General features: G+C 38.3%; 20 protein-coding genes. 13 read left to right on the plus strand and 7 right to left on the minus strand.

Annotated elements, in window-relative coordinates; genetic code table 11:
• Positions 1-100: 100 nt before the first annotated feature.
• Genes thiS through BKP57_RS16705 form a run of 3 tightly spaced genes read left to right on the plus strand, consistent with a single transcriptional unit; the run spans position 101 to position 2092 of the window.
• On the plus strand, positions 101-304 hold the full coding sequence (gene thiS, locus BKP57_RS16695) for a sulfur carrier protein ThiS (protein WP_050352066.1): 204 nt from the start codon (positions 101-103) through the stop codon (positions 302-304).
• Positions 305-308: 4 nt separating this feature from the next.
• Entirely contained in the window at positions 309-1073 is a 765-nt protein-coding gene (locus tag BKP57_RS16700) for a thiazole synthase (RefSeq protein ID WP_050352067.1), read from the plus strand.
• Positions 1070-2092 carry a ThiF family adenylyltransferase gene (locus BKP57_RS16705; RefSeq protein WP_072742028.1) on the plus strand — a complete coding sequence of 341 codons (1023 nt, stop codon included), beginning with the start codon at positions 1070-1072 and terminating at the stop codon, positions 2090-2092. The genes BKP57_RS16700 and BKP57_RS16705 overlap by 4 nt, the downstream gene beginning before the upstream one ends.
• 249 nt (positions 2093-2341) lie before the next feature.
• Here the strand turns inward: BKP57_RS16705 and BKP57_RS22275 are convergent, their stop codons facing one another.
• Entirely contained in the window at positions 2342-2512 is a 171-nt protein-coding gene (locus tag BKP57_RS22275; protein ID WP_128743432.1) for a DUF4083 domain-containing protein, read from the minus strand.
• 169 nt (positions 2513-2681) lie between these two features.
• On the opposite strand from BKP57_RS22275, the gene BKP57_RS16710 reads away from it, so the two are divergent.
• Complete coding sequence (locus BKP57_RS16710) at positions 2682-3527, plus strand: ABC transporter ATP-binding protein (RefSeq protein WP_072742029.1); 846 nt, start codon at positions 2682-2684, stop codon at positions 3525-3527.
• Positions 3528-3765: 238 nt separating this feature from the next.
• Here the strand turns inward: BKP57_RS16710 and BKP57_RS16715 are convergent, their stop codons facing one another.
• Genes BKP57_RS16715 through BKP57_RS16725 form a run of 3 tightly spaced genes read right to left on the minus strand, consistent with a single transcriptional unit; the run spans position 3766 to position 6136 of the window.
• The gene (locus BKP57_RS16715) at positions 3766-5139 is read right to left on the minus strand and encodes a nucleoside recognition domain-containing protein (protein ID WP_232231437.1); all 1374 of its coding nucleotides are present in this window, start codon (positions 5137-5139) and stop codon (positions 3766-3768) included.
• A gap of 13 nt (positions 5140-5152) precedes the next feature.
• Positions 5153-5884: a FeoB small GTPase domain-containing protein gene (locus BKP57_RS16720; protein ID WP_072742031.1), complete on the minus strand. Its 732-nt coding sequence runs from the start codon at positions 5882-5884 to the stop codon at positions 5153-5155.
• Positions 5885-6136, minus strand: coding sequence for a FeoA family protein (locus tag BKP57_RS16725; RefSeq protein ID WP_072742032.1), 252 nt, complete (start codon positions 6134-6136; stop codon positions 5885-5887).
• A gap of 264 nt (positions 6137-6400) precedes the next feature.
• Here BKP57_RS16725 and BKP57_RS16730 point away from each other — a divergent pair, with 264 nt between their 5' ends.
• Both BKP57_RS16730 and psiE read left to right on the plus strand, forming a co-directional pair.
• A complete protein-coding gene (locus tag BKP57_RS16730) occupies positions 6401-7672 on the plus strand; it encodes a S1C family serine protease (protein WP_072742033.1) in 1272 nt (423 codons plus the stop codon).
• Between the two features lie 921 nt (positions 7673-8593).
• Complete coding sequence (gene psiE / locus BKP57_RS16735; RefSeq protein ID WP_072742034.1) at positions 8594-9043, plus strand: phosphate-starvation-inducible protein PsiE; 450 nt, start codon at positions 8594-8596, stop codon at positions 9041-9043.
• A 496-nt stretch (positions 9044-9539) separates the two neighbouring features.
• Here the strand turns inward: psiE and BKP57_RS16740 are convergent, their stop codons facing one another.
• A complete protein-coding gene (locus BKP57_RS16740) occupies positions 9540-9785 on the minus strand; it encodes a hypothetical protein (RefSeq protein ID WP_072742035.1) in 246 nt (81 codons plus the stop codon).
• 325 nt (positions 9786-10110) lie between these two features.
• On the opposite strand from BKP57_RS16740, the gene BKP57_RS16745 reads away from it, so the two are divergent.
• The 3 genes from BKP57_RS16745 to BKP57_RS16755 all read left to right on the plus strand — a co-directional run bounded on the left by BKP57_RS16745 (position 10111) and on the right by BKP57_RS16755 (position 13000).
• Entirely contained in the window at positions 10111-10827 is a 717-nt protein-coding gene (locus tag BKP57_RS16745) for a response regulator transcription factor (protein WP_072742036.1), read from the plus strand.
• Positions 10805-12175 carry a sensor histidine kinase gene (locus BKP57_RS16750; RefSeq protein WP_072742037.1) on the plus strand — a complete coding sequence of 457 codons (1371 nt, stop codon included), beginning with the start codon at positions 10805-10807 and terminating at the stop codon, positions 12173-12175. Before BKP57_RS16745 ends, BKP57_RS16750 begins: the two co-directional genes overlap by 23 nt.
• Positions 12176-12601: 426 nt before the next feature.
• Positions 12602-13000 (plus strand): DUF4064 domain-containing protein, encoded by a 399-nt coding sequence (locus tag BKP57_RS16755; RefSeq protein ID WP_050352076.1) that lies wholly within the window; start codon positions 12602-12604, stop codon positions 12998-13000.
• A 450-nt stretch (positions 13001-13450) separates the two neighbouring features.
• Here the strand turns inward: BKP57_RS16755 and BKP57_RS16760 are convergent, their stop codons facing one another.
• Both BKP57_RS16760 and BKP57_RS16765 read right to left on the minus strand, forming a co-directional pair.
• Positions 13451-14032: a class D sortase gene (locus BKP57_RS16760; RefSeq protein ID WP_072742038.1), complete on the minus strand. Its 582-nt coding sequence runs from the start codon at positions 14030-14032 to the stop codon at positions 13451-13453.
• A 554-nt stretch (positions 14033-14586) separates the two neighbouring features.
• On the minus strand, positions 14587-15777 hold the full coding sequence (locus tag BKP57_RS16765) for an LL-diaminopimelate aminotransferase (protein ID WP_072742039.1): 1191 nt from the start codon (positions 15775-15777) through the stop codon (positions 14587-14589).
• A 583-nt stretch (positions 15778-16360) separates the two neighbouring features.
• On the opposite strand from BKP57_RS16765, the gene BKP57_RS16770 reads away from it, so the two are divergent.
• The 4 genes from BKP57_RS16770 (at position 16361) to BKP57_RS16785 (ending at position 20324) form a co-directional block, all read left to right on the plus strand.
• Positions 16361-16960 (plus strand): TetR/AcrR family transcriptional regulator, encoded by a 600-nt coding sequence (locus tag BKP57_RS16770; protein ID WP_050352079.1) that lies wholly within the window; start codon positions 16361-16363, stop codon positions 16958-16960.
• Entirely contained in the window at positions 16961-17728 is a 768-nt protein-coding gene (locus tag BKP57_RS16775) for a 3-hydroxyacyl-CoA dehydrogenase (protein ID WP_072742040.1), read from the plus strand.
• Positions 17729-17768: 40 nt separating this feature from the next.
• Positions 17769-18929 (plus strand): acyl-CoA dehydrogenase family protein, encoded by a 1161-nt coding sequence (locus tag BKP57_RS16780; RefSeq protein WP_050352081.1) that lies wholly within the window; start codon positions 17769-17771, stop codon positions 18927-18929.
• A 243-nt stretch (positions 18930-19172) separates the two neighbouring features.
• A complete protein-coding gene (locus BKP57_RS16785) occupies positions 19173-20324 on the plus strand; it encodes a thiolase family protein (protein WP_050352082.1) in 1152 nt (383 codons plus the stop codon).
• The last annotated feature ends 7 nt before the right edge of the window (positions 20325-20331 follow it).

Genomic DNA, 20331 nt, shown 5'->3' on the forward strand with positions numbered 1-20331 from the left:
TATTGTTACTGGACGATGTCACAGTATCTTCAGGAAATATGGTGTTTTCAGCGTACTCTGGATGTTGATGCACATCAATGGATGGAAGGGAGGATTTTTAATGGATATTCAAGTAAATGGAGAAATATTGCAATTCGATAATAAGGCAATGACAATTGCTGATTTGTTAGAAGCCTATGACATACAAGAGAAGATAGCAGCTGTTGAACGAAATAAAGAGATTGTTAAAAAAACAGATTACAAACAAACAATGTTAGCGGATGGAGACGCTATTGAAATTGTTCATTTTGTAGGGGGAGGTTAATACGATGTTACAAATTGGTAAGCAAACATTTCAATCAAGATTATTGCTAGGTACGGGAAAGTATCCTAGCTTCCAAGTGCAAAGAGAAGCAGTGAGGGTATCGCAAGCAGAAATTTTAACATTTGCAGTCCGAAGAATGAATATTTTTGATGCGAATGAACCTAACTTATTAGAGGAACTCGATTTAAAAAAATATACGTTGCTTCCGAATACAGCCGGGGCTAAAACAGCAGAAGAAGCAGTTCGAATAGCTCGTTTAGCGAAAGCCTCTGAATTATGTGACATGATCAAGGTAGAGATTATTGGCTGTGATAAAACATTGCTGCCTGATCCATTTGAAACGATGAAGGCGTCTGTACAATTGCTTGAGGAAGGATTTACTGTATTAACTTACACATCTGATGACGTCGTGTTGGCGAAACGACTAGAGGAAGCTGGTGTACATGCGGTGATGCCTGGTGCTTCGCCAATTGGATCAGGGCAAGGAGTAGTGAATGCGTTAAATCTGCAGTTTATTATGGAACAATCCAGTGTTCCAGTCATTGTAGACGCTGGTATCGGCTCACCGAGTGATGCTGCGTACGCCATGGAACTCGGTGCAGACGGAATTTTGTTAAATACTGCTGTATCGGGGGCAGATGATCCAGTGAAAATGGCTAAAGCGATGAAGCTAGCCGTTGAAGCCGGTCGATTAGGATACGAAGCGGGAAGGATACCGAAAAAAACATATGCAACAAAAAGCAGTCCAGAAACGGCGATGATAGAATGATACGTGAGCGTTATTCACGCCAAGCACTTTTTGCACCTATTGGAAAAGATGGTCAGGAAAAATTAGCTGAAAAGCATGTCGTCATTGTCGGTGCAGGAGCATTAGGTAGTGCAAATAGTGAAATGTTAGCCCGAGCGGGGATTGGAAAAATTACCATTATTGATCGTGACTATGTCGAGTGGAGCAATTTAAGTAGGCAACAGCTTTTTACAGAGGAGGATGCTGAACTTTCTCGGACGAAAGCAAAAGCTGCTGCCAAACGGCTTCAAGCAATTAACTCTGCAATTACAGTTGAAGGAATTGTGGAGGAATTTGGACCCGAAACTGCAGAACGCCTTGTGGAACAGGCTGATTTTGTGGTGGATGGGACGGATAATTTTAATACACGATTTATTATCAATGACGCCTGTGCAAAAGCAGGCGTCCCTTGGGTATATGGAGGTTGTTTAACAAGTTACGGGATAGTCCTACCCATTGTGCCCGGGAAGACACCTTGTTTACAATGTCTGATTGATCAGCTTCCCCAAGAGGAGGGAAGAACATGTGATACCGTAGGAGTTATTGCGCCGGCAGTCCAGATTACGGCTGCTTATCAAACAGCAGAGTGCTTAAAGTATTTGACTGGATACGAATTGTCTCAGGAAATGCTCAACTTTGATGTTTGGCAACGAAAACATGTTTCTGTTAACATTAGCTCATTGATTGATTCTCACTGTCCATCGTGTTCACCAAAGGCAACTTATCCTTATTTAATGAAGCAACAAGGGATACAGACAGCTGTATTATGCGGAAGAGATACGGTACAAGTACGACCTGCTCAGACAGGTAATTTGTCACTAGCTTCCTTGGTAAAACAGTTAAAGCCGTTATCGGAGTCGATGAAAGATAATGGAGAGTTGTTAATTTTTACAATTGAAAATACCCGTTTTGTTGTGTTCAAGGATGGACGCACGCTAATCCATGGAGTAAAAGATGTACATCAAGCGAAGAAACTATACCAGCGTTACATTGGAGCTTAACGATAACATCCTGGAATAAATAATTTCAGGATGTTATTCTCGGAAAATGTCTAGTTGGTGTATGCATGGTTAATTTTTCTTACTCTTTATCTCGTATATAAGGTGCTGTAACATTTCAATCTGTACTGCAATAAGTTTAAGTGGGAGATAACAGCACCTAATGCCCGATTTCGTAAGCGCCCTTAGGTCGTACCATTACGGTACTAATCATCAGTAAAGCGTGAATGAAAACCCTAACTGATTGAAGATTCACTTTATTTCTTCACTTAATTCATCTATATTTCTTCTCTCTAGGTTATCGATTTGCTTCTTCTGTTTAAAAAATGTGCGAAATAGATAAATAATGAACACAACAGCCAGAACAGTAGATCCTAACATGATAAGCTGGAATAATGCATCGCCTAAACGGAATTCTCCCATAAGTTTCACCTCCTAATGGAATATACTAAATGAGAAAAATATGAAAATAGTGTAGTATTGTTTAATAATAACAGCATAATTGTCATCAACTTATTTTTATGTAACGAAAAATGAAAATTTTGCAAAAAGAATGATTTGAATAAGCAGGTTTTGAGCGGGAGGAGTTTGGGTGAGTATGGTGATTGAGATGAGCAATGTGTCATGGAAAAGACAAGGACAAATCATTTTGGAGCAGATTAATTGGCACGTCTTAAAGGGAGAGCATTGGGCAATTTTAGGATTAAATGGCTCTGGTAAAACGACATTACTGCAAATGATCAATGGCTATATTTGGCCAACAACTGGGGAGATATCGGTTTTAGGACAGACTTTTGGAACGACAGATTTGCGCTTGCTGCGGAAGAACATTGGCTGGGTCAGTTCAGCATTGCAACAGAAGATAAGGCTAACTGATATAGCCGAAGCGGTTATTCTTAGTGGAAAACATGCTTCTATCGGTATATACGAAAAAATAGAAGCAAAGGATATGGCTCGAGTGGACGCATTAATGGAGCAATTAGGGATTCGCTATTTACAAGGGCGGTCATATCAAACGATGTCCCAAGGTGAAAAGCAGAAGCTTCTGATTGCTCGAGGATTAATGGCTAGACCGCAATTGCTTATTTTAGATGAGCCAACCAATGGATTAGACTTTCTTGCTCGTGAGGAGTTATTACTTTTTATTCAACAATTAGCAGAACAGAAAGAAGCCCCAACTATGTTGTTTGTTACACACCATATTGAAGAAATATTGCCGATTTTTTCATATACACTACTGCTCCGACAAGGCACTGTATTTGAGCAGGGAAAAACAGGGGAAATCATGTGCTCAAAAACATTGTCACAGTTTTACCAGCTCCCAATAGAATGTGAAATGAAAGATGGTAGAACGTGGGTAAGAAAAAAAACTGAAACGTCTAATGATGCCTTGGCAAATGAGGAGCAGACGACAGTTACGCAAAAAACGAAGATATAGCCTAAGCAAAACATGAACAAAGGAGCGGGGAGCCCGTTTAGCAACGTAGCGAATGGAACGAATCAACTAATGATAAAGCGAACCTTCAATCAGCGGGATTTTTCTTCCATCCCCGCTGTTGAAGTAATCAGGGATTTAGGTGCTGTCACCTCCCACTTCGACTTGTTTAGCTCACCGCTTCTTATCTTATAAACCAAAAACTGCCTGAAAATCGATAGACTTTCTAGGCAGCTCTTTATTACACCCAGCCTAAGCCTCTTGCTACTTGGGCAATAATAAACGTGACAACAATGGCTATGGTGGTAGGTATAGCAAATGCAGCAAAGGTCCATTTTGCACTTTTGGTTTCTTTCCAAATGTTTAACATCGTTGTGCCGCAAGGATAATGCAATAAAGAGAATAGCATCATATTGAGTGCTGTCAACCATGTCCAGCCATGATCAAGGAATATTTGTTTTAAGTCACTTAAGTTATCCACTTCAATCATGGAACCTGTTGCGAGATATCCCATTAAAAGAATCGGCAGTACGATTTCATTTGCTGGGAAACCTAAAATAAATGCCATTAAAATAAATCCATCTAATCCAATAGCTTGCGCGAAAGGATCTAAAAATCCGACAAAATGCTGAAGCACACTTTGGTCACCAACAAAAATATTAGCTAAAATCCATGTAATCACGGATGCCGGCGCAGCAATAATGACTGCTCTTTTTAATACAAACCACGATTTATCCAAGGTTGCTCGAACTATGGTATTCCAGACTTTTGGTTTCCGATACGGTGGAAGCTCTAAAGTATAATGGGAAGGAACCCCTCGTAATAAGGTCTTCGACAATGCCCAAGAAACAAAAATGGTCATTACAATACCAAATAATACAATTCCTACAACTACAGATGCAGAAATAAATGTACTCATCCCACTTGAAAACCCTGCTGCCATAAACAAGCCAGCAAGAAGGATTAATAGTGGCCAGCGTCCATTACATGGGACAAAGTTATTTGTTAAAATTGCAATCATGCGCTCACGTGGAGATTCGATAATACGTGATGACATGACCGCCGCCGCATTACAGCCGAAACCCATCGCCATCGTTAAGGATTGCTTTCCATGAGCACCTGATTTTTTAAATACACGATCTAAATTAAACGCAACTCGTGGTAAATAACCAAAGTTTTCTAGTAAGGCAAACATTGGAAAGAAAATTGCCATAGGCGGGAGCATGACACTGACAACCCAAGATGTCCCTCGGTAAAATCCTTCTACCAAAACACCATACAACCAATGAGGTGCGTTCGCCCATTGGAAAACAGTCGTAATCCAATCCTCCACAATCGCAAATAATTTGGTTATTGCAATGCCTGGATAGTTTGCACCAACGATGGTTAAATAAATGACAACTCCTAGTAACATAAGCATAATTGGAAAACCATAAAGCCGTGATGTCAAAATATTATCCAGATTTTCATCAAGCCAAGTTGTTTTTTTACTTGAACGTTGTACCGAATTCTTCGTAATGCTTTGAGTAGATTGATAGATGCTTGAAACAATATGATCTCTTAAATCATTTTCTTGAGCACTATATTTTTTAAATAAAGTATCAAGCTGTTGCATATGTTGGTTTGCTTCATGCGCCATGACAGCATCCTCCTTGTGCAGGTTGATGCTTTTCCGCTCCGAAATCAGGATTTTGAATATATGATTTTAGCGAATCTAGCAATTTTATATCTCCGTCTAATATACGTAAGGCTACCCATCTTGCAGGTAAAGCATTACCAATAATTTGCTTGATTTGTGGTTCGAGCTGTTTAATCTTTTTTTCTACTGTTTGATTGTATTTTATCTTAAATGCCTGTGTTTCGATTTTACCTTCTGTCATTTGGTCAATCGTTTTTAGGAGTTGGATAATTCCAATCTTTTCTCTTGCCGAAATTAATATAACAGGAATCCCTAACTGTTTTGATAAAGCATTTTTGTCAATATGAATCCCTTTTTTTCTAGCCTCATCAATTAAATTAACGCATAAAATCGCTTGATCTGTCATTTCTAATACTTGTAAAGCGATATTTAAATTACGCTCTAGAGAAGTTGCATCTACTACAACTAAAGTAATATCAGGCTTTTCAAAAATAATGTAATCCCTGGCAACTTCTTCATCTGCAGAATTGGAGTAAAGAGAGTACGTACCAGGTAAATCAATGACGGTGTATACATGTTTTTCAGTTTTTAGTTCACCTTCAGCACGTAATACCGTTTTTCCTGGCCAATTTCCTGTGTGCTGTTTTAAACCAGTAAGTAAATTAAATAGGGTACTTTTTCCTGTATTTGGATTTCCTGCTAAAGCAATGGTATGTGCCATTTATACCACCTCTTTATAAACTTTTTTTCCATAAATCAAGGAGCTTTCTTCTTTTCGTAATGCAATTGTTGTATTAAACACTTTAAAAGCTAGTGGGTCCCCTAATGGGCTTTTTTGGACAACTTGAATCACTGCTCCTGGTACAAACCCTAAATCAAGTAATCTACGGCGCATTACATCTTGCAGTTCAACAGATGTAATCTCTATTCGATCACCTACTTGAAAATGGTAAATGGGTTTACTTGCTGTCATTCTTTGCATCTCCTTTGGGTTAAGCTCAAATAGTTAAAGTTGGGAAACTTTAGAATACTACATATTTAAGTTATGTAAAGTTTGGATAAATGTTTACTTGTTTCCTTCCTAAATATATTATGATTATAACTCAAAAAGTTTCCTTCGCGCAACTAATTAAAATAAATTATTACTAAAAAGCTGGATATGTCTGCTTTTTATTTGTAATTTACCAAATGATGGTATAATAAACCTAAATTATTTTTGGAAAGGAGGAAGCAAGTAATGCGTTGTCCAACATGTGGAAGAAAAAAAGAAAAAAGGACGAGTTATTGTCTCAATTGTGGCAGGACGCTTAAGCGAGGAATTGCTATTAAGTTAGCTGTAATTATTCCATTTCTGGTTGTAATTATTGGGGGAACTTATTTATTGATAGAAAGTAATGCTGGAAGTAGCCATGGCAAGCAAATAAAGGAATCCGCCAATGCTGCGTTTCGTTCTAAACCGGTGTTAACCAAGAAACAAATTGGATCAATAGATAGTAAGAAAACGATCGAAGAAATAATACAAGCTGTTGAAAAAAACATATATGCTGTCTCCGCTTCTACAAAAGAAGGATCCGCTTTCCTATACGATGCTCGTGGTATATTGCTAACCAATGCACATCTGGTAGAAGGGCAATTGGAAGTGCAAATTTTAGCAGATGACAAAGAATTTACTGGCTCTGTTATTGGATATTCCAAAAAAGCTAATATAGCTGCAATTCATGTTCCAGAGCTTGCTAGAAAAAATACCTACCCTATGGAGATGAGCAAATCTTTAGCTAAAGGTGATGAGGTGATTGCAATTGGCAGTAAGCAAGTATTAGAAAACAACACGACTACAGCAACTATTGAGGAGTCCGACTGGCATTTTTCTTACGGTAATTATACATACGAACATACATATCAATTGTCAGAGCCGCTTTTATTGCAATTTAGCGGGGGACCTTTAATTTCTGCAAAGACGGGAAATATTGTTGCTGTTAACTCCATTGACCATGTGCAGGATATTGCTGTACAATTTAGTATTCCAATAAACAAGATAGCAAATATGGTAAATGATTGGATAGAAAAACCAATGGATGAAGCGACCATTACCGCGCAGTTTTATGGACCTAGCGGTGATTACTTCTTTGGTGAACTTTGGGGCAAAACAAGTGATCAAGAATCATCAGCGGCAGATACGGTAGAATCGGATACAGTTGAGTCAGAAAATCTCGCACCTAGCGGGGATCAAACATGGAATCCACCTATCTATACGCCACCAGTTAACCAAAATGGCGGGAGCGGTGGATCTAATGGTTCGCAAAATGGATCAAATACAAATTATGGATTTGGGGAGGGCAGTGCCTCTGGTTCCGGCAATACTCCAAATAGTGGAGCGGGTAATGATTCAGAAGAACAAGGAGATGACGATAATACGTCGCCTGCACTTCCAACAACTCCCGATCCACCAGAAAAGCCAGAGAAACCAAAAGAGGACAAAGAATCACAAGAAGACGAGGGGCCAGTATAGAATGGTGCATTCAATTAAGAAATATTAACTCCAGATTAGCCCCACGCAATGCAGGAAAGAACAGAAACTTCAGGTACGTTAGGAGAGGGAGCATAACTAAACTATTCATTCAAAAGGTGAATGCTGGAAATAGGCTAGACGAAAGCGAAAGGAAAAGAATCGGTGAGCCCCTCCATTGCGTTAGCGTGATGGAACTCGCCAGCCGCTCGCGGAAAGTAAAGTATTCCTGAAGGGGAGGTGTTCGTACCATCCACCAATTCTAGATAGTTCAGATTTTACTTTGATAAAATGCTTTTGTTCCAGCCATTTGCTTTATTTAGCCTGTTTTTTGTCTCTAACGTAAAAAGCTATAAAATCAACTAGCCAAAGAAATGGTAAAGTAGTTCAAAGTTGTTTCTGCATAAAAAGGTATATTATAGAGCTACGATTTTACAATCAACTTTTTACAAGGAAGACCAATTTTAATCAATACGCTTACTTCGTCTTTCCTGCTCAATCCGTTCTATTTCATATAAAACCCACGAGAATGAAGATAGAATGGGTGATTACTAGGCAGGGAACGAACTTTTGTTTTGGTTAAATCCATCCAACTATATGTTTCCGCTTTTGTTTTCGCTAGCAATCTTTCATATGCGAGAACAATGGTTTCCTAAAATTAGGGTCGGGTCATAAAATCGTTCCAAGGGATTATAACTAATCTTTTATTGATGTCAATGAAGGTGTCAATATAAATTGGATTTACATTTATGTTGTTTTTGGAGGAAAATCCCCTATAGAAATGTTTTAAGGAAATAGTAAAAATAAAAGGATGAGTATGTATTAACATTTATTGGAAGTTTAACACTGCAAATGAAGCTGCCATGTGACGATAGAAGTATGAAAATTTGCAAAATCCATTCTAAACTTGGAGGCTATTTCAGCATGAAAAAATTAAAAACTGTCTACACAAAATCACTTTACATGTTTCCTTATCTATTACAGGTCGTTTTAAATGTATCACTAATCATCCTCGCTATTATTCTGGCGGTATTACTCGTCAAAGAACTAATTTTATTTGGAGCGATATTGTTAGAAGGAAATACAAATGATTACCAATTGTTTTTGGCAAATATACTATTATTTTTCTTGTATTTTGAATTTGTTGCTATGATTGTAAAATACTTTAAAGAAAATTATCATTTCCCATTGCGCTATTTTTTGTATATTGGTATAACGGCAATGATTCGTTTGATCATTGTTGAACACGATAATGCAATGGATACGTTGTTTTATTCGCTAGTTATTTTAATTCTAATTATCGGCTATTTTATTATGAATTTAACACCTCGGGATCGACCTGAAAGCAAATGGTTCTTCCATAAAAAATCATGATCCTTATGGATAAATCAGCATGTCTTGGACAAATATGCTGACGAACAAAGGCCGGGGCGCCCGTTTAGCAACGTAGCGAATGGAACGAATCAACTAAAGATTTAGGAATCATGCCATTAAAACAGGGGTTACCGACGTCTGAGCGGCAAGCCCGTTTTTAGTCGGCCTTCCTCTTAGTGACGACCCGATGGTGACTTATCGTAGGGCGCATTTTTAAAGTCGCATCGTTGCTGGGCGATGGAAGCCGGACGTGGCTATTCGGTTATTTCGTTATCCCCAAGTACCCCATTTTATACTATCTATCTTATAAAAAAGGATTGGCAAACATAGCTGCCAATCCTGAATTAGCTGTTGTTCTTATCGTGGTTTTTTAAAGCCAATTTTGTTGCATAATATACAACAATACCTATAACAAGTAGATTAATGATCCATCCTAGGAATCCAAATCCTGCGAAATGAAGGCCGTAGCCATTCATCATGACTATTCACCTCTTAACTATTCATTATTTCGGTCAAAATCATTTCCTCTGTGGGGACCTTTTTCAAAGTTTCCGTTGCCGTGGCAAAAATCATACATTGCTTCATAGTCCTCATCAGAGAAGTTTGGATGCATTTCTTCCATAAATGGTCTCATATCATTATAAAATCCTCTATTATCATCATTGCTATCGGCAAATGTGTATGTTGCCGCGCCACCTAATATAACTGCCCCTGTTATCGCACCAATAACTAATTTTTTCATTATGTCCAGCTCCTTTCTTTGATTATCTCTATCATATCGAATGTATTTGTGATTTTTATGGAGAACTTATGAAGAAGTTGTGAAGATATGTGTTTCAAAGGTAAGCGCATGATATGATTAGAAATAGCAAACGATAAAGGTAACGGACTTTATTCATCGTGATATAGATTGAAATAGGATCGGTTGTTTGTGGTAAGCCGCTTTCCTCAAATCCTAATGTACGAAAACAATTGAAAATACGTATACACAATTTAATAGGGGAACTTTCACTTAGTGCTTGCATCTCCAATCAGTAGGATTCAAGAAGTAAGAGGGGGAAAACGTGATGACAAAGCTATTAATAGTAGATGATGAAGAAATAATTCGTGAAGTATTACAAGCCTATTTTGAAAAAGAGGGGTGGGACATCCTGTTTGCAGAAAATGGTCTGGAGGCATTAAAACAAATTAAAGAAGGAAAGCCGGATATCATTATTCTTGATCTGATGTTACCGGATATTTCTGGAGAAGAAGTCTGCAGGTTAACAAGAAAAGACAGTGATGTGCCTATTATTATGCTTACTGCGAAGTCAGCAGAAGATGATATTATAAATGGAATTGTAATCGGAGCAGATGATTATGTTACAAAACCGTTTAGCCCGAGAGAAGTAGTCGTACGTGCCAAAGGTTTGCTTCGTCGAGTCTCTGCAACGAAAAGAAAGGATCAGCTCAGTTTTAATAACCAGCAATTAATGATTGATCATATAAAGAAAGAAGTCATATTTGATGGTGAGATTGTTGCACTGACGCCGAATGAATATAAGTTATTAATAACGATGGCGAGCTACCCTGGAAGAGTATACAGCAGAGGGGATTTGCTCGTAAAGATTCAAGAAGATGAGGCTCTCTTTTTTGAGGGGTATGAGCGAAGTATTGACACACATATTAAAAACTTGCGAAAAAAAGTGGAGTATGATTCAAGAAATCCGAATTATATTTTAACGGTCTTTGGGATGGGGTACAAGTTTGGAGGCAAGCCGGATGAAATGGACACTACGTACTAAAATTTTTATTTATTTATTAATTGTTTCCTTATGTGGTGTCTTTTTGACTAGTTTTTCCATATTTTTTGGAGTAGAGAATCAGTTCTCTAATTACTTGGAAGTAAGTAGGAAGGAAAAAACATCATTCATTGAGGAAGAAATCATACGAACGTATAAACAAACAGGTCGTTTAATAAGTGAACAGGCAAATAGCATGCTGCATGACCAAGCCATGACGGAAAATCTGTATTATACGTTATATGATCGATCAGGCAACGTAGTAGCTGATACTACTAGGATGCAACGAATGATGCATGGTATGGGTATGCACCAGCGAACGGAAACAGCAGACTACGAATCCAGTTCTCATACGATAAATGTAGATGGAGAAAAAATAGGCACAATGGAAGTGGTTTATCCTGTAGAACTTGTTGGTGAGGATTTTACTTTTTTGAAGTCGATTCAGCAAAATATTTTGATTGCAGTTATCGTCATTTTATTGTTATCCATTTTATTTAGTTTCTTATTCTCGAGAAGATTAAGTGCTGGTTTTATGCGTTTATCAACAGCGGTACAGGAATTAAAAAAGCATAAGCGGGTAAATGTACCTGTAGAGGATTTAAGTATGGAAATGAAGCAGCTCGGCGAGTCGTTCAATGAACTGGCCAATTCTTTGACAAAAGAAGAAAAGTTAAGGAAGCAATTTACAGCTGATTTTGCTCATGAGCTCAGAACGCCATTAGCAACGTTACGAAGTCAATTGGAAGCATATCAAGATGGGATATGGGAGCCTACTCCTGAACGATTGCAAAAAAGTCATCGTGAATTAATGCGCCTAGTCCGACTTGTAAATGAATTGGAAACATTAATTGCTGTAGAAAATCCGCAAAAAAAATTAAATTTTTCTACTTTGGAAGCAGGCAAAATCGTTAGCTTGCTAGAAGATCAATTTCGCCCATCTTTTCAAAAAAAAGGAGTTACGTTACAGGTTAATCTACCGTTAAAAAAGACGCATTTTATGGCAGATCAGGATCGTGTTATACAAATTTTGACAAATCTTATCAACAATGCATTGCAGTATACTTCAAAAGGTAAAACAGTAGCGATTTTTACGAAAGACAAAGAGGAATCCATCTGTTTCATTGTAAAAGATGAGGGAATAGGTATTAAGAATGAGGATATTCCATTTTTATTTGAACGATTTTATCGAGGAGATAAATCCCGAGCAACAAAGACAGGTGGAATAGGCATTGGATTGTCCATTGTTAAGGCATTGGTTGATGCACATCATGCAACAATTGATTTTAATAGTGAGGTTGGAGAAGGAACAACTGTTAAAGTTTGCTTTCCCAAAAAAAGAGGCTTTTAAAGAGGTTGTTTGACACACCGCCGATGGCTCGTTTCTCTGTTGCTAGGAAAAGAGTACCCCGTTTTCTACGTGAGAATGTGTTTCCTTGAGGGTTCACTAGTGCTAATGTATTTAAATGCATAGGGGATCTTCTACTAAAACCGCCCACGTCCTGTAACGGGCGTAGAATTCAGTAACACGGACAAGCCTGCTACTCGAAACTTCGCCGCCTCGAACTTCGTGTTCTTTTTTTCACCTTTTTGAACACGCACTTAAAGGTCATTTTCTATAACTTCGTGAGCTTGAAAATGATTCAAAAGAATGGTGGAAAATAAACAGAATGCGTCTTGTTTTTATCAAGGAATGTTAAAAGAAAAGTGAAACGATTTGCGTTCGCTTCCGTAATGTATGTATAAACTTATCAATGGTATAGGGAGGTATTTGAAAATGGATCGAACAATCGAAAAAATATTAGGCATCGTAGGATTCATCATGGATGGAGCTTTAGCCATTTTAGGAATCGTAGTAATTTTAATTCTAAACAGCAGCGTTGGTTTGTTTGAAGGTACAATTGATCCTGCTGAATTTGGTTTTTTCGATGATTTTGTATCAATTTTTTCTGTTTTTATTTGGATACCAATTATTGGCTGTATTATCAGTTTTACTTTGGGGTTAATCGGGGTATTAAATATTAAACGAAATCCTAAAACTGCTGGTGGATTTTTTATTGCCGCTGCAGTTCTAAGTGGTTGGCTCTTGTTATCAGGTATTTTATTTCAATCGCTATTATATCTCGCAGCAGCAATTATGTGTTTTGTAAGAAAGCCAGAAGAAAAGTCAATATAAATCAAATACATCACTTCGTTTGGAAGCTTTGGCAACCATTTAACCTTATATAGGAAAAGGGATGAAAGGAAGATAGTGGGTAGTATCATCGACGGATGATGCTACCCACTAATCATCGTATGTTTTCGCGTTTCTAGAATGCTGCAAAAGCGGTTAGAGAACTTGGCTTGTCGCCAAGTTTCTGGGCTCATGCGCCGGACGTGACTAGTCGGTTATTTCGTTATCCACAAGCACCTCATTTTATCGTTTCCTATACAACTTTCCTTCCCTTGTTTCGGGTAAGCTTACTAGGCATAAGCATTTCCTAGAAAGTGACACCAATAAGAAAAACAGAGCCAGTTGTTTTCTGATTCGAGTATATGTCACGAGAAACATCTTATTATGGTTTTTAAAATACTCTCCATTCAGCAATACTCTAAAAAACATTGCAGTTGAATTAGATATAAAGAACTATTTCGTAGGGTAAGCATATATAACATAACGATCCGGAGCATCGCCAATATAGGAAAACGGATAACAAGTTGATACGGTTAACACTTCGTCTTTACGATCTGGATCAATGACAGTTGTATCATCTGCAGCAACAATTTTATGATCTTGCATGGTATAGATGAATGTTCCGTGTTCCATTTTAACATGTAACTCATCGCCGTCTTGTAATTTATCGAATTCTCTAAAAACAGTATCGCGATGACCAGATAATAAGATTTGTTTGTTTTCTCCAGGGAAACCTGTACCAGTATAATGTCCTACGCCTTGAGCAAGCTCTTCTTCATCCGCACCTTCAATAATAGGGATCTCTCTGTCTAGTTTTGGAATGGATAAGACCCCGATTGTATCCCCTTTTTTGATTTCATCATAATTAAATTTTTCGACATCTTCTACTTCCGATATTACTTTATTAGAAACAAACGATTCCGCTTCATCCATCCGTTCATTTTCCAATGCTTTTGAGTTATATAATTGAAATCCGCCATAACCAAGAATAGCTATCCCAGACACTATTAAAATGATTGATAATGCTCTTAGCACATTCGCCCACCTCAACCCATGAATAATATTCGCTATTAATCCTTTGTTAACTGTAAAGGCTCTATCTCATGAAATTTAAACGTACACTACATTAAGCATATAGTATCTTTAACATGTTCGTAAAGTATAATTTGTATAATATGGCATTCATTGGTTATGAGCGGAGATTAGAAGTACCAAATAACGTTTTCGCTTTTCTTTATCCCGCATATAGCTGCTGTAAGTCCCCACTTTAAGAGTTGGATCATCTGAACCGCAAACAAGTTTGAGTGGGAGATAGCTGCACCTAAATGCCCTATTTCGTTAGCGAGCTTTTAGGTCATACCATTACGGTACAAACAATCAGCAATGCATGAAAGCCCCACTGTTTCTCTTTATAAGTGTATTGATTAAAGCTTTATTCTTACATTCAATAGTTATACCTAATTTATTGGTACACTCTTTTTTTGAGTAGATCAGAGTAGCTCATCTGAAACGATGTACAAAAAGTGACGTATTGAACAGCAATATAGAGAAAGATTCATTCTTCAGATTCGTCGTCATAAACACAATGATTAAACAAAGCTACTATTTGTTTTTACTGCAAATAAATTGCTGTTTTGTAACCTTTGTACAGCTTTTTCCAGCACTTCTTCTGGCTGGACTAAACCGATCCGAACGTAACCTTCTCCTGCAGGACCAAAGGCATTCCCAGGAACTACGACAATTCCTGCTTCATCCATTAATTGATAGGTGAATTCAGTAGAGGTATATGATTCCGGCACTTTTGCCCAAATAAACATGGAGGCTTTTGGGGAAGCAACTTCCCACCCAGCTTTATGAAGGCCTGAAACTAACAGATCTCTACGTGCTTTATAGATGGATCTTAATGTCTGTGTGAATTCAGTAGCATTTTCTAATGCACGAATTGCTGTTTTTTGAATGGGCAAAAAAACTCCAAAATCCAGATTAGATTTTAACTGCTTTAGTCCATCAACGATAGCTTCATTTCCTACAATATACCCTATTCTGCATCCTGCTAAATTAAAGCTCTTAGAGAAGGAATTAAACTCTACCCCAACTTCTTTCGCTCCTTCGATAGAAAGGAAGCTAATTGGCTTCTCGTCATAATAAAGCTCGGAATATGCAAAATCATGAAGAACCGCAATGTTATATTTTTTAGCAACTGTAACTACTTTTTCGAAAAATTCTTTCGTGGCTACAGCAGGTACAGGGTTTCCCGGGAAATTAAGGATCATCATTTTAGATTTCTGCAGTATTTCTCTTGGAATAGCATCGAGATCTGGAAGAAAATGATTTTCTTCTTTTAGAGGCATGAAATAAGGCTCTGCTTCAGCTAATGCAATTCCTGTATGATATGCTGTATAGCCTGGGTCAGGTAAAAGTATGGTATCCCCGGGATTAGTTAACACCATGGGCAAATGGACAAGACCGTCTTGAGATCCCATTACCATAAGTGCTTCTTGCTTTGCTTCAACAGGTACGTTGTATTGGCTGTCATAAAATGTGGCGATCGCTTGGTGTAACTCATCTGTACCGGTCAATGTATAACCATATTGTTTAGGATCTTGCACCTGTTTTGTCAATTCGTCTATTACAAATTGAGCTGGGGGAAGATCAGGGCTTCCCACACTAAGATCAATCATATCCACACCTTCACTCATTTTCTCCCTTTTATAACTAGAAAGTTCATTAAAAATAGATGTTTGAAAATGTTTCATTTTGTCAGCTAGGTTTATATTCATCTGTTACCACCTCATCGTTGTGAATCCTAATACTGAAATCAGTATGATTATACCACTATCGACAATAGAATGGTGCGTGGAACTAAAAAATTTCAAAAAGAATTTTGAATTTATATATCCGTAGCTACTGATACGTGTAGGTAAAATTGTGCCATGCATTCATTTTTTAGCGACTTGAGTTAAACTCACTTTTTTGTTCTTGAGCAGAGTTAGCATTTGCCGCCTCATTTGCTAAAGACTAAAAATAAGTAAAAGGGGCGATTTCTTCGTAGATTGTTTACACAATAACTATTTCACTTTTATTCCATATATAAGTTGCTGTAAACCTCCCACTTCAGGAGTAGGATAATCTGTACTGCAACAAGTCTAAGTGGCAGATAACAGCATCACGAACTGCTCTATTTTGTAAGCGGTCTTTAGGTCAACGATTATGATACTAACAAGCTGTGGGGGATGAATGAACCCCCTCCGCTGATTAAAGATGCACTTTATTAAAAACATTTAAAAATTTAGAAAATTAACTTGACAGTTAAAATAAGAATAATTAGAATAATGAATAAGGCGAAGAAGGAAGTGAGTCGTTATGTCTTTAAAAGAAAGGAAAATAGCGGAAAAAAAAGAAGAAATAATTCGTATGGCTATTCATGTTCTATCTGAAAAAGGGTACCACGGAACTACAATGGAGGAAATTGCTACAAATCTATTAATGACAAAGGGTACGGTATATTACTATTTTAAGGATAAGCAGGAGTTGCTTTACCAGAGTCAAATCATGTTATTAAACCGAAGCCTACAGCAAATACAGGAGATTAAACAACAGCAGATTCCTGTGGAGGAAAAATTGAAAAAGTCGATTATTGCTCATATTGAATACATATTGGAAGAGCGATCAGGGTTCGAACTGATGCTAAAACCTGAACAAAAATTTTCTTCAGAACAATTAGCAGTTATTTTTAAGCTAAGAGATACGTATGGGGAATTTTTTGATCAAATGATTACAGAAGGTATAGAGGCAAATGTCTTTCATGCAGCAGATGTGAAGGTTGTGCGAAATATTATTTTAGGTGCCATGAACTGGGTAACGCAATGGTATGCAGAAGATGGTCAAAAAAGCAGGAATGAACTAGCAGAGGATATCGCTGTATATTTGCAGCGAATTTTAATAAAAACAGGAGGAGAATAAATGGAAATAGCAAATGGGGCAGCGGTTGTTACTGGTGGTGCATCTGGTCTTGGTGAAGCTACAGTAAGACAGATTGTGGCAGAAGGAGGGATGGTAGCTATTTTTGATGTGGCAAGAAAAAATGGCACTGCATTAGCTGAAGAGCTTGGCAGCCAAGTAGCATTTTATCACGTTGATGTAACCAATGAAGCGAGTGTACAGACTGCTTTAGAAAGCACAATGGATCAATTTGAACAAGTTAATATACTGGTTAATTGTGCAGGAATTGGGGTTGCGGAAAAGACAGTTGGTAAAAGAGGTGTGCATGATTTAACAACGTTTAAAAACGTGGTTAATGTAAATCTCATTGGGACATTTAATGCCCTTCGCCTTACTGCGCATAAAATGGCTGAAAATATACCGAATGAAAATAACGAACGAGGCGTGATTATTAACACAGCTTCAGTAGCTGCATTTGAGGGGCAAATCGGTCAAGCGGCATACAGTGCTTCTAAAGGAGGAATAGTTGGAATGACACTTCCTATCGCTAGAGACCTATCGTCATTGGGAATTCGTGTTATGACGATTGCCCCCGGATTGTTCGCAACTCCACTATTTGCTTCATTACCGGAAGAGGCGAGGGAAGCATTAGGCGAAATGACACCGTTTCCATCAAGGCTAGGTTACCCGAAAGAGTATGCTCAGCTGGCTCAAAGTATTATTGAGAACCCAATGCTAAATGGAGAAACCATAAGGTTAGATGGTGCGATTCGAATGCAACCGAAATGATAATTACTTTTTAAAGCTGCAAATAGGAGGAGGTTATTGGATGAAAAGAACTTTTTTACAGGAAGAACATGCTATATTTCGACAGTCGTTAAGAAAATTTTTAGAAAAAGAAGCAGCACCTTATTTTGCAGACTGGGAAGAAAATCAGCAAATTCCACGCTCATTTTGGCAAAAGGCGGGAGAACAAGGCTATCTCTGCTCATGGGCTAAAGAAGACTACGGTGGTCTCGAAACGGACTTTGGCTATGCGGTTGTGTTAAATGAAGAATTTGAACGAATCGGTACTGCGATGGTTGGACTAGGGCTACATAATGATATTGTAATGCCCTATATCGAAACGTATGGAACAGAGTCACAAAAAAGGAGGTGGCTGCCAGGAGCAGTTAAAGGTGAGATTATTTCTGCCATTGCCATGACTGAGCCTGAAGCTGGGTCAGACTTAGCTGGAATCAAAACTACTGCAATAAGGGACGGAGACTCTTATATTGTAAATGGAGAGAAAACCTTTATAACGAATGGCTATACGGCAGATGTAGTAATTGTCGTTTGTAAAACTGACCCATATGCGAAACCTGCTCATAAGGGGATTAGTTTAATTGTCGCAGAAACTGGAACCCCTGGTTTTCGAAAAGGGAAAAAACTAAAGAAGATTGGTCAGCATGCTAATGACACATGTGAATTAATTTTTGAGGATGCACGCCTACCGGCTGAAAATCTACTTGGGGAGGAAGGAAAGGGATTTTATTATTTAATGGAAAAGCTGCAACAAGAACGACTAATCGTTAGTATGCAGAGTATTACTGCTGCAAAGGAAATGATCGATTTAACAAGCGATTATGTGAAGCAGCGAAAAGCGTTTGGAAGAAGGATTAGTGAATTCCAAAATACACAATTCCAAATCGCAGAGCTGTATACGGAATGGCAAATTGGTAATGTGTTTGTTGACCGTTTAATTGAAAAACATATGGCAGGGGAACAGATTGTAACGGAAGTGTCGATGGCAAAGTGGTGGACGACCGATTTAGTAAAAAAAGTAGCTGCAATATGTATGCAGCTACACGGAGGATATGGTTATATGGAAGAATTTGAAATTGCGCGACGTTATCGGGATGTTGCAGTATCCTCCATTTATGCGGGTTCAAATGAAATTATGAAAATGATTATTGCGAAAAATATTGGTTTAGTGGAAAGGAGCTTTTAGGAAATAGCCAGAAAAGTTTATTTCACATTTTGAAAAGGCCCCCATTTTTGGTGTATTTATTCTCCATAAGTGAGTTGTGTAGGTTTATTTTAAAGGGGGTTGGCAAATGTTTAGGTGGGCGAGACAACCATCTACATTTTTGATTCACGGAGGAAGATGCTCGTTAATAAGTTTTAGTTGATTTACTAATCGAATAAGCATATATGATACTGACATATATTTATCATGAAAGGGTGATCCATATTGCGTGAAGCGGTAATTATAGAAGCGGTAAGAACACCGGTAGGAAGAAAAAATGGAATGTTGTCAGCTATGCGTGCAGAAGATTTAGCTGCATTACCTTTGCAAGAATTAATTAAACGAACAGGTATCTCTCCTGCACTTGTAGAAGATGTGATCTATGGATGTGTTTCCCAAGTGGGGGAACAAGCCTTTGATATTGCTAGGCAAGCTGCATTAATTGCTGATTTTCCTGTAGAGGTTCCTGGGACAACGATCGATCGTCAATGTGGATCGAGTCAGCAGGCGGTACATTTCGCCTCGCAAGCAATTATTAGCGGAGATATGGATGTGGTGATAGCTGGTGGCGTTGAGCATATGACTCGTGTACCGATGGGCTCAAATATGAAAGGGGTTACGGTTAATGAAAATTTAGCAGCTAAATATGAGATGATTAATCAAGGTATATCAGCAGAGCGAATTGCAGATAAGTGGGGATTCAGTCGTCAGCAGTTGGATGAGTTTTCGCTTGCAAGTCATGAAAAAGCAATTGCAGCGATGCAATCAGGCTATTTTACAGTGGAAACCATGGCATTAGAAGTGAGCCATTCAGATGGTTCGCAGATGCTGTTCAGTCAGGATGAAGGTCCTAGAGAACAAACGAGTTTGGATAAATTGAAAGAGTTAAAGGCTGCGTTTCAAGAAGGAGGGAAAATTACTGCAGGAAATTCCAGTCAAATAAGTGACGGCGCAGCAGCGATTTTATTAATGTCACGTGCCAAGGCAGATGAATTGGGTTTGAAGCCGAGGTTCCGAGTAATAGCCCGTACAGTGGTTGGCTCTGACCCGACACTGATGTTGACAGGTCCAATACCAGCTACTGAGAAAGTATTACGTACCGCTCGATTATCCATTTCCGATATCGATGTTTTTGAAGTGAATGAAGCGTTTGCTTCTGTCCCCTTAGCTTGGCTGCAAGAAACAGGAGCAGACCCTGACCGACTAAATCCAAATGGTGGAGCAATTGCTCTTGGGCATCCGCTTGGAGCTAGTGGCGCGCGGTTAATGACTACGATGCTGTACGAACTAGAGCGAACGGGCGGACGTTATGGATTGCAAACGATGTGTGAAGGACATGGAATGGCAAATGCCACAATTATTGAACGGTTGCCGTAAAAAAACT

The organism is Virgibacillus sp. 6R (assembly GCF_001895305.1).
In the GTDB taxonomy this organism is placed as follows: domain Bacteria; phylum Bacillota; class Bacilli; order Bacillales; family Amphibacillaceae; genus Virgibacillus; species Virgibacillus pantothenticus.

Excerpts from the sequence above, each read along its gene's own strand:
- BKP57_RS16715 (WP_232231437.1), bottom strand. The coding sequence starts at position 5,139 with ATGCAACAGCTTGATACTTTATTTAAAAAATATAGTGCTCAAGAAAAT.
- BKP57_RS16750 (WP_072742037.1), top strand. The coding sequence starts at position 10,805 with ATGAAATGGACACTACGTACTAAAATTTTTATTTATTTATTAATTGTT.
- BKP57_RS16740 (WP_072742035.1), bottom strand. The coding sequence starts at position 9,785 with ATGAAAAAATTAGTTATTGGTGCGATAACAGGGGCAGTTATATTAGGT.
- thiS (WP_050352066.1), top strand. The coding sequence starts at position 101 with ATGGATATTCAAGTAAATGGAGAAATATTGCAATTCGATAATAAGGCA.
- BKP57_RS16775 (WP_072742040.1), top strand. The coding sequence starts at position 16,961 with ATGGAAATAGCAAATGGGGCAGCGGTTGTTACTGGTGGTGCATCTGGT.
- BKP57_RS16720 (WP_072742031.1), bottom strand. The coding sequence starts at position 5,884 with ATGGCACATACCATTGCTTTAGCAGGAAATCCAAATACAGGAAAAAGT.
- BKP57_RS16725 (WP_072742032.1), bottom strand. The coding sequence starts at position 6,136 with ATGACAGCAAGTAAACCCATTTACCATTTTCAAGTAGGTGATCGAATA.
- BKP57_RS16730 (WP_072742033.1), top strand. The coding sequence starts at position 6,401 with ATGCGTTGTCCAACATGTGGAAGAAAAAAAGAAAAAAGGACGAGTTAT.
- BKP57_RS16745 (WP_072742036.1), top strand. The coding sequence starts at position 10,111 with ATGACAAAGCTATTAATAGTAGATGATGAAGAAATAATTCGTGAAGTA.
- psiE (WP_072742034.1), top strand. The coding sequence starts at position 8,594 with ATGAAAAAATTAAAAACTGTCTACACAAAATCACTTTACATGTTTCCT.
- BKP57_RS16705 (WP_072742028.1), top strand. The coding sequence starts at position 1,070 with ATGATACGTGAGCGTTATTCACGCCAAGCACTTTTTGCACCTATTGGA.
- BKP57_RS16765 (WP_072742039.1), bottom strand. The coding sequence starts at position 15,777 with ATGAATATAAACCTAGCTGACAAAATGAAACATTTTCAAACATCTATT.
- BKP57_RS16755 (WP_050352076.1), top strand. The coding sequence starts at position 12,602 with ATGGATCGAACAATCGAAAAAATATTAGGCATCGTAGGATTCATCATG.
- BKP57_RS16700 (WP_050352067.1), top strand. The coding sequence starts at position 309 with ATGTTACAAATTGGTAAGCAAACATTTCAATCAAGATTATTGCTAGGT.
- BKP57_RS16770 (WP_050352079.1), top strand. The coding sequence starts at position 16,361 with ATGTCTTTAAAAGAAAGGAAAATAGCGGAAAAAAAAGAAGAAATAATT.
- BKP57_RS16780 (WP_050352081.1), top strand. The coding sequence starts at position 17,769 with ATGAAAAGAACTTTTTTACAGGAAGAACATGCTATATTTCGACAGTCG.
- BKP57_RS22275 (WP_128743432.1), bottom strand. The coding sequence starts at position 2,512 with ATGGGAGAATTCCGTTTAGGCGATGCATTATTCCAGCTTATCATGTTA.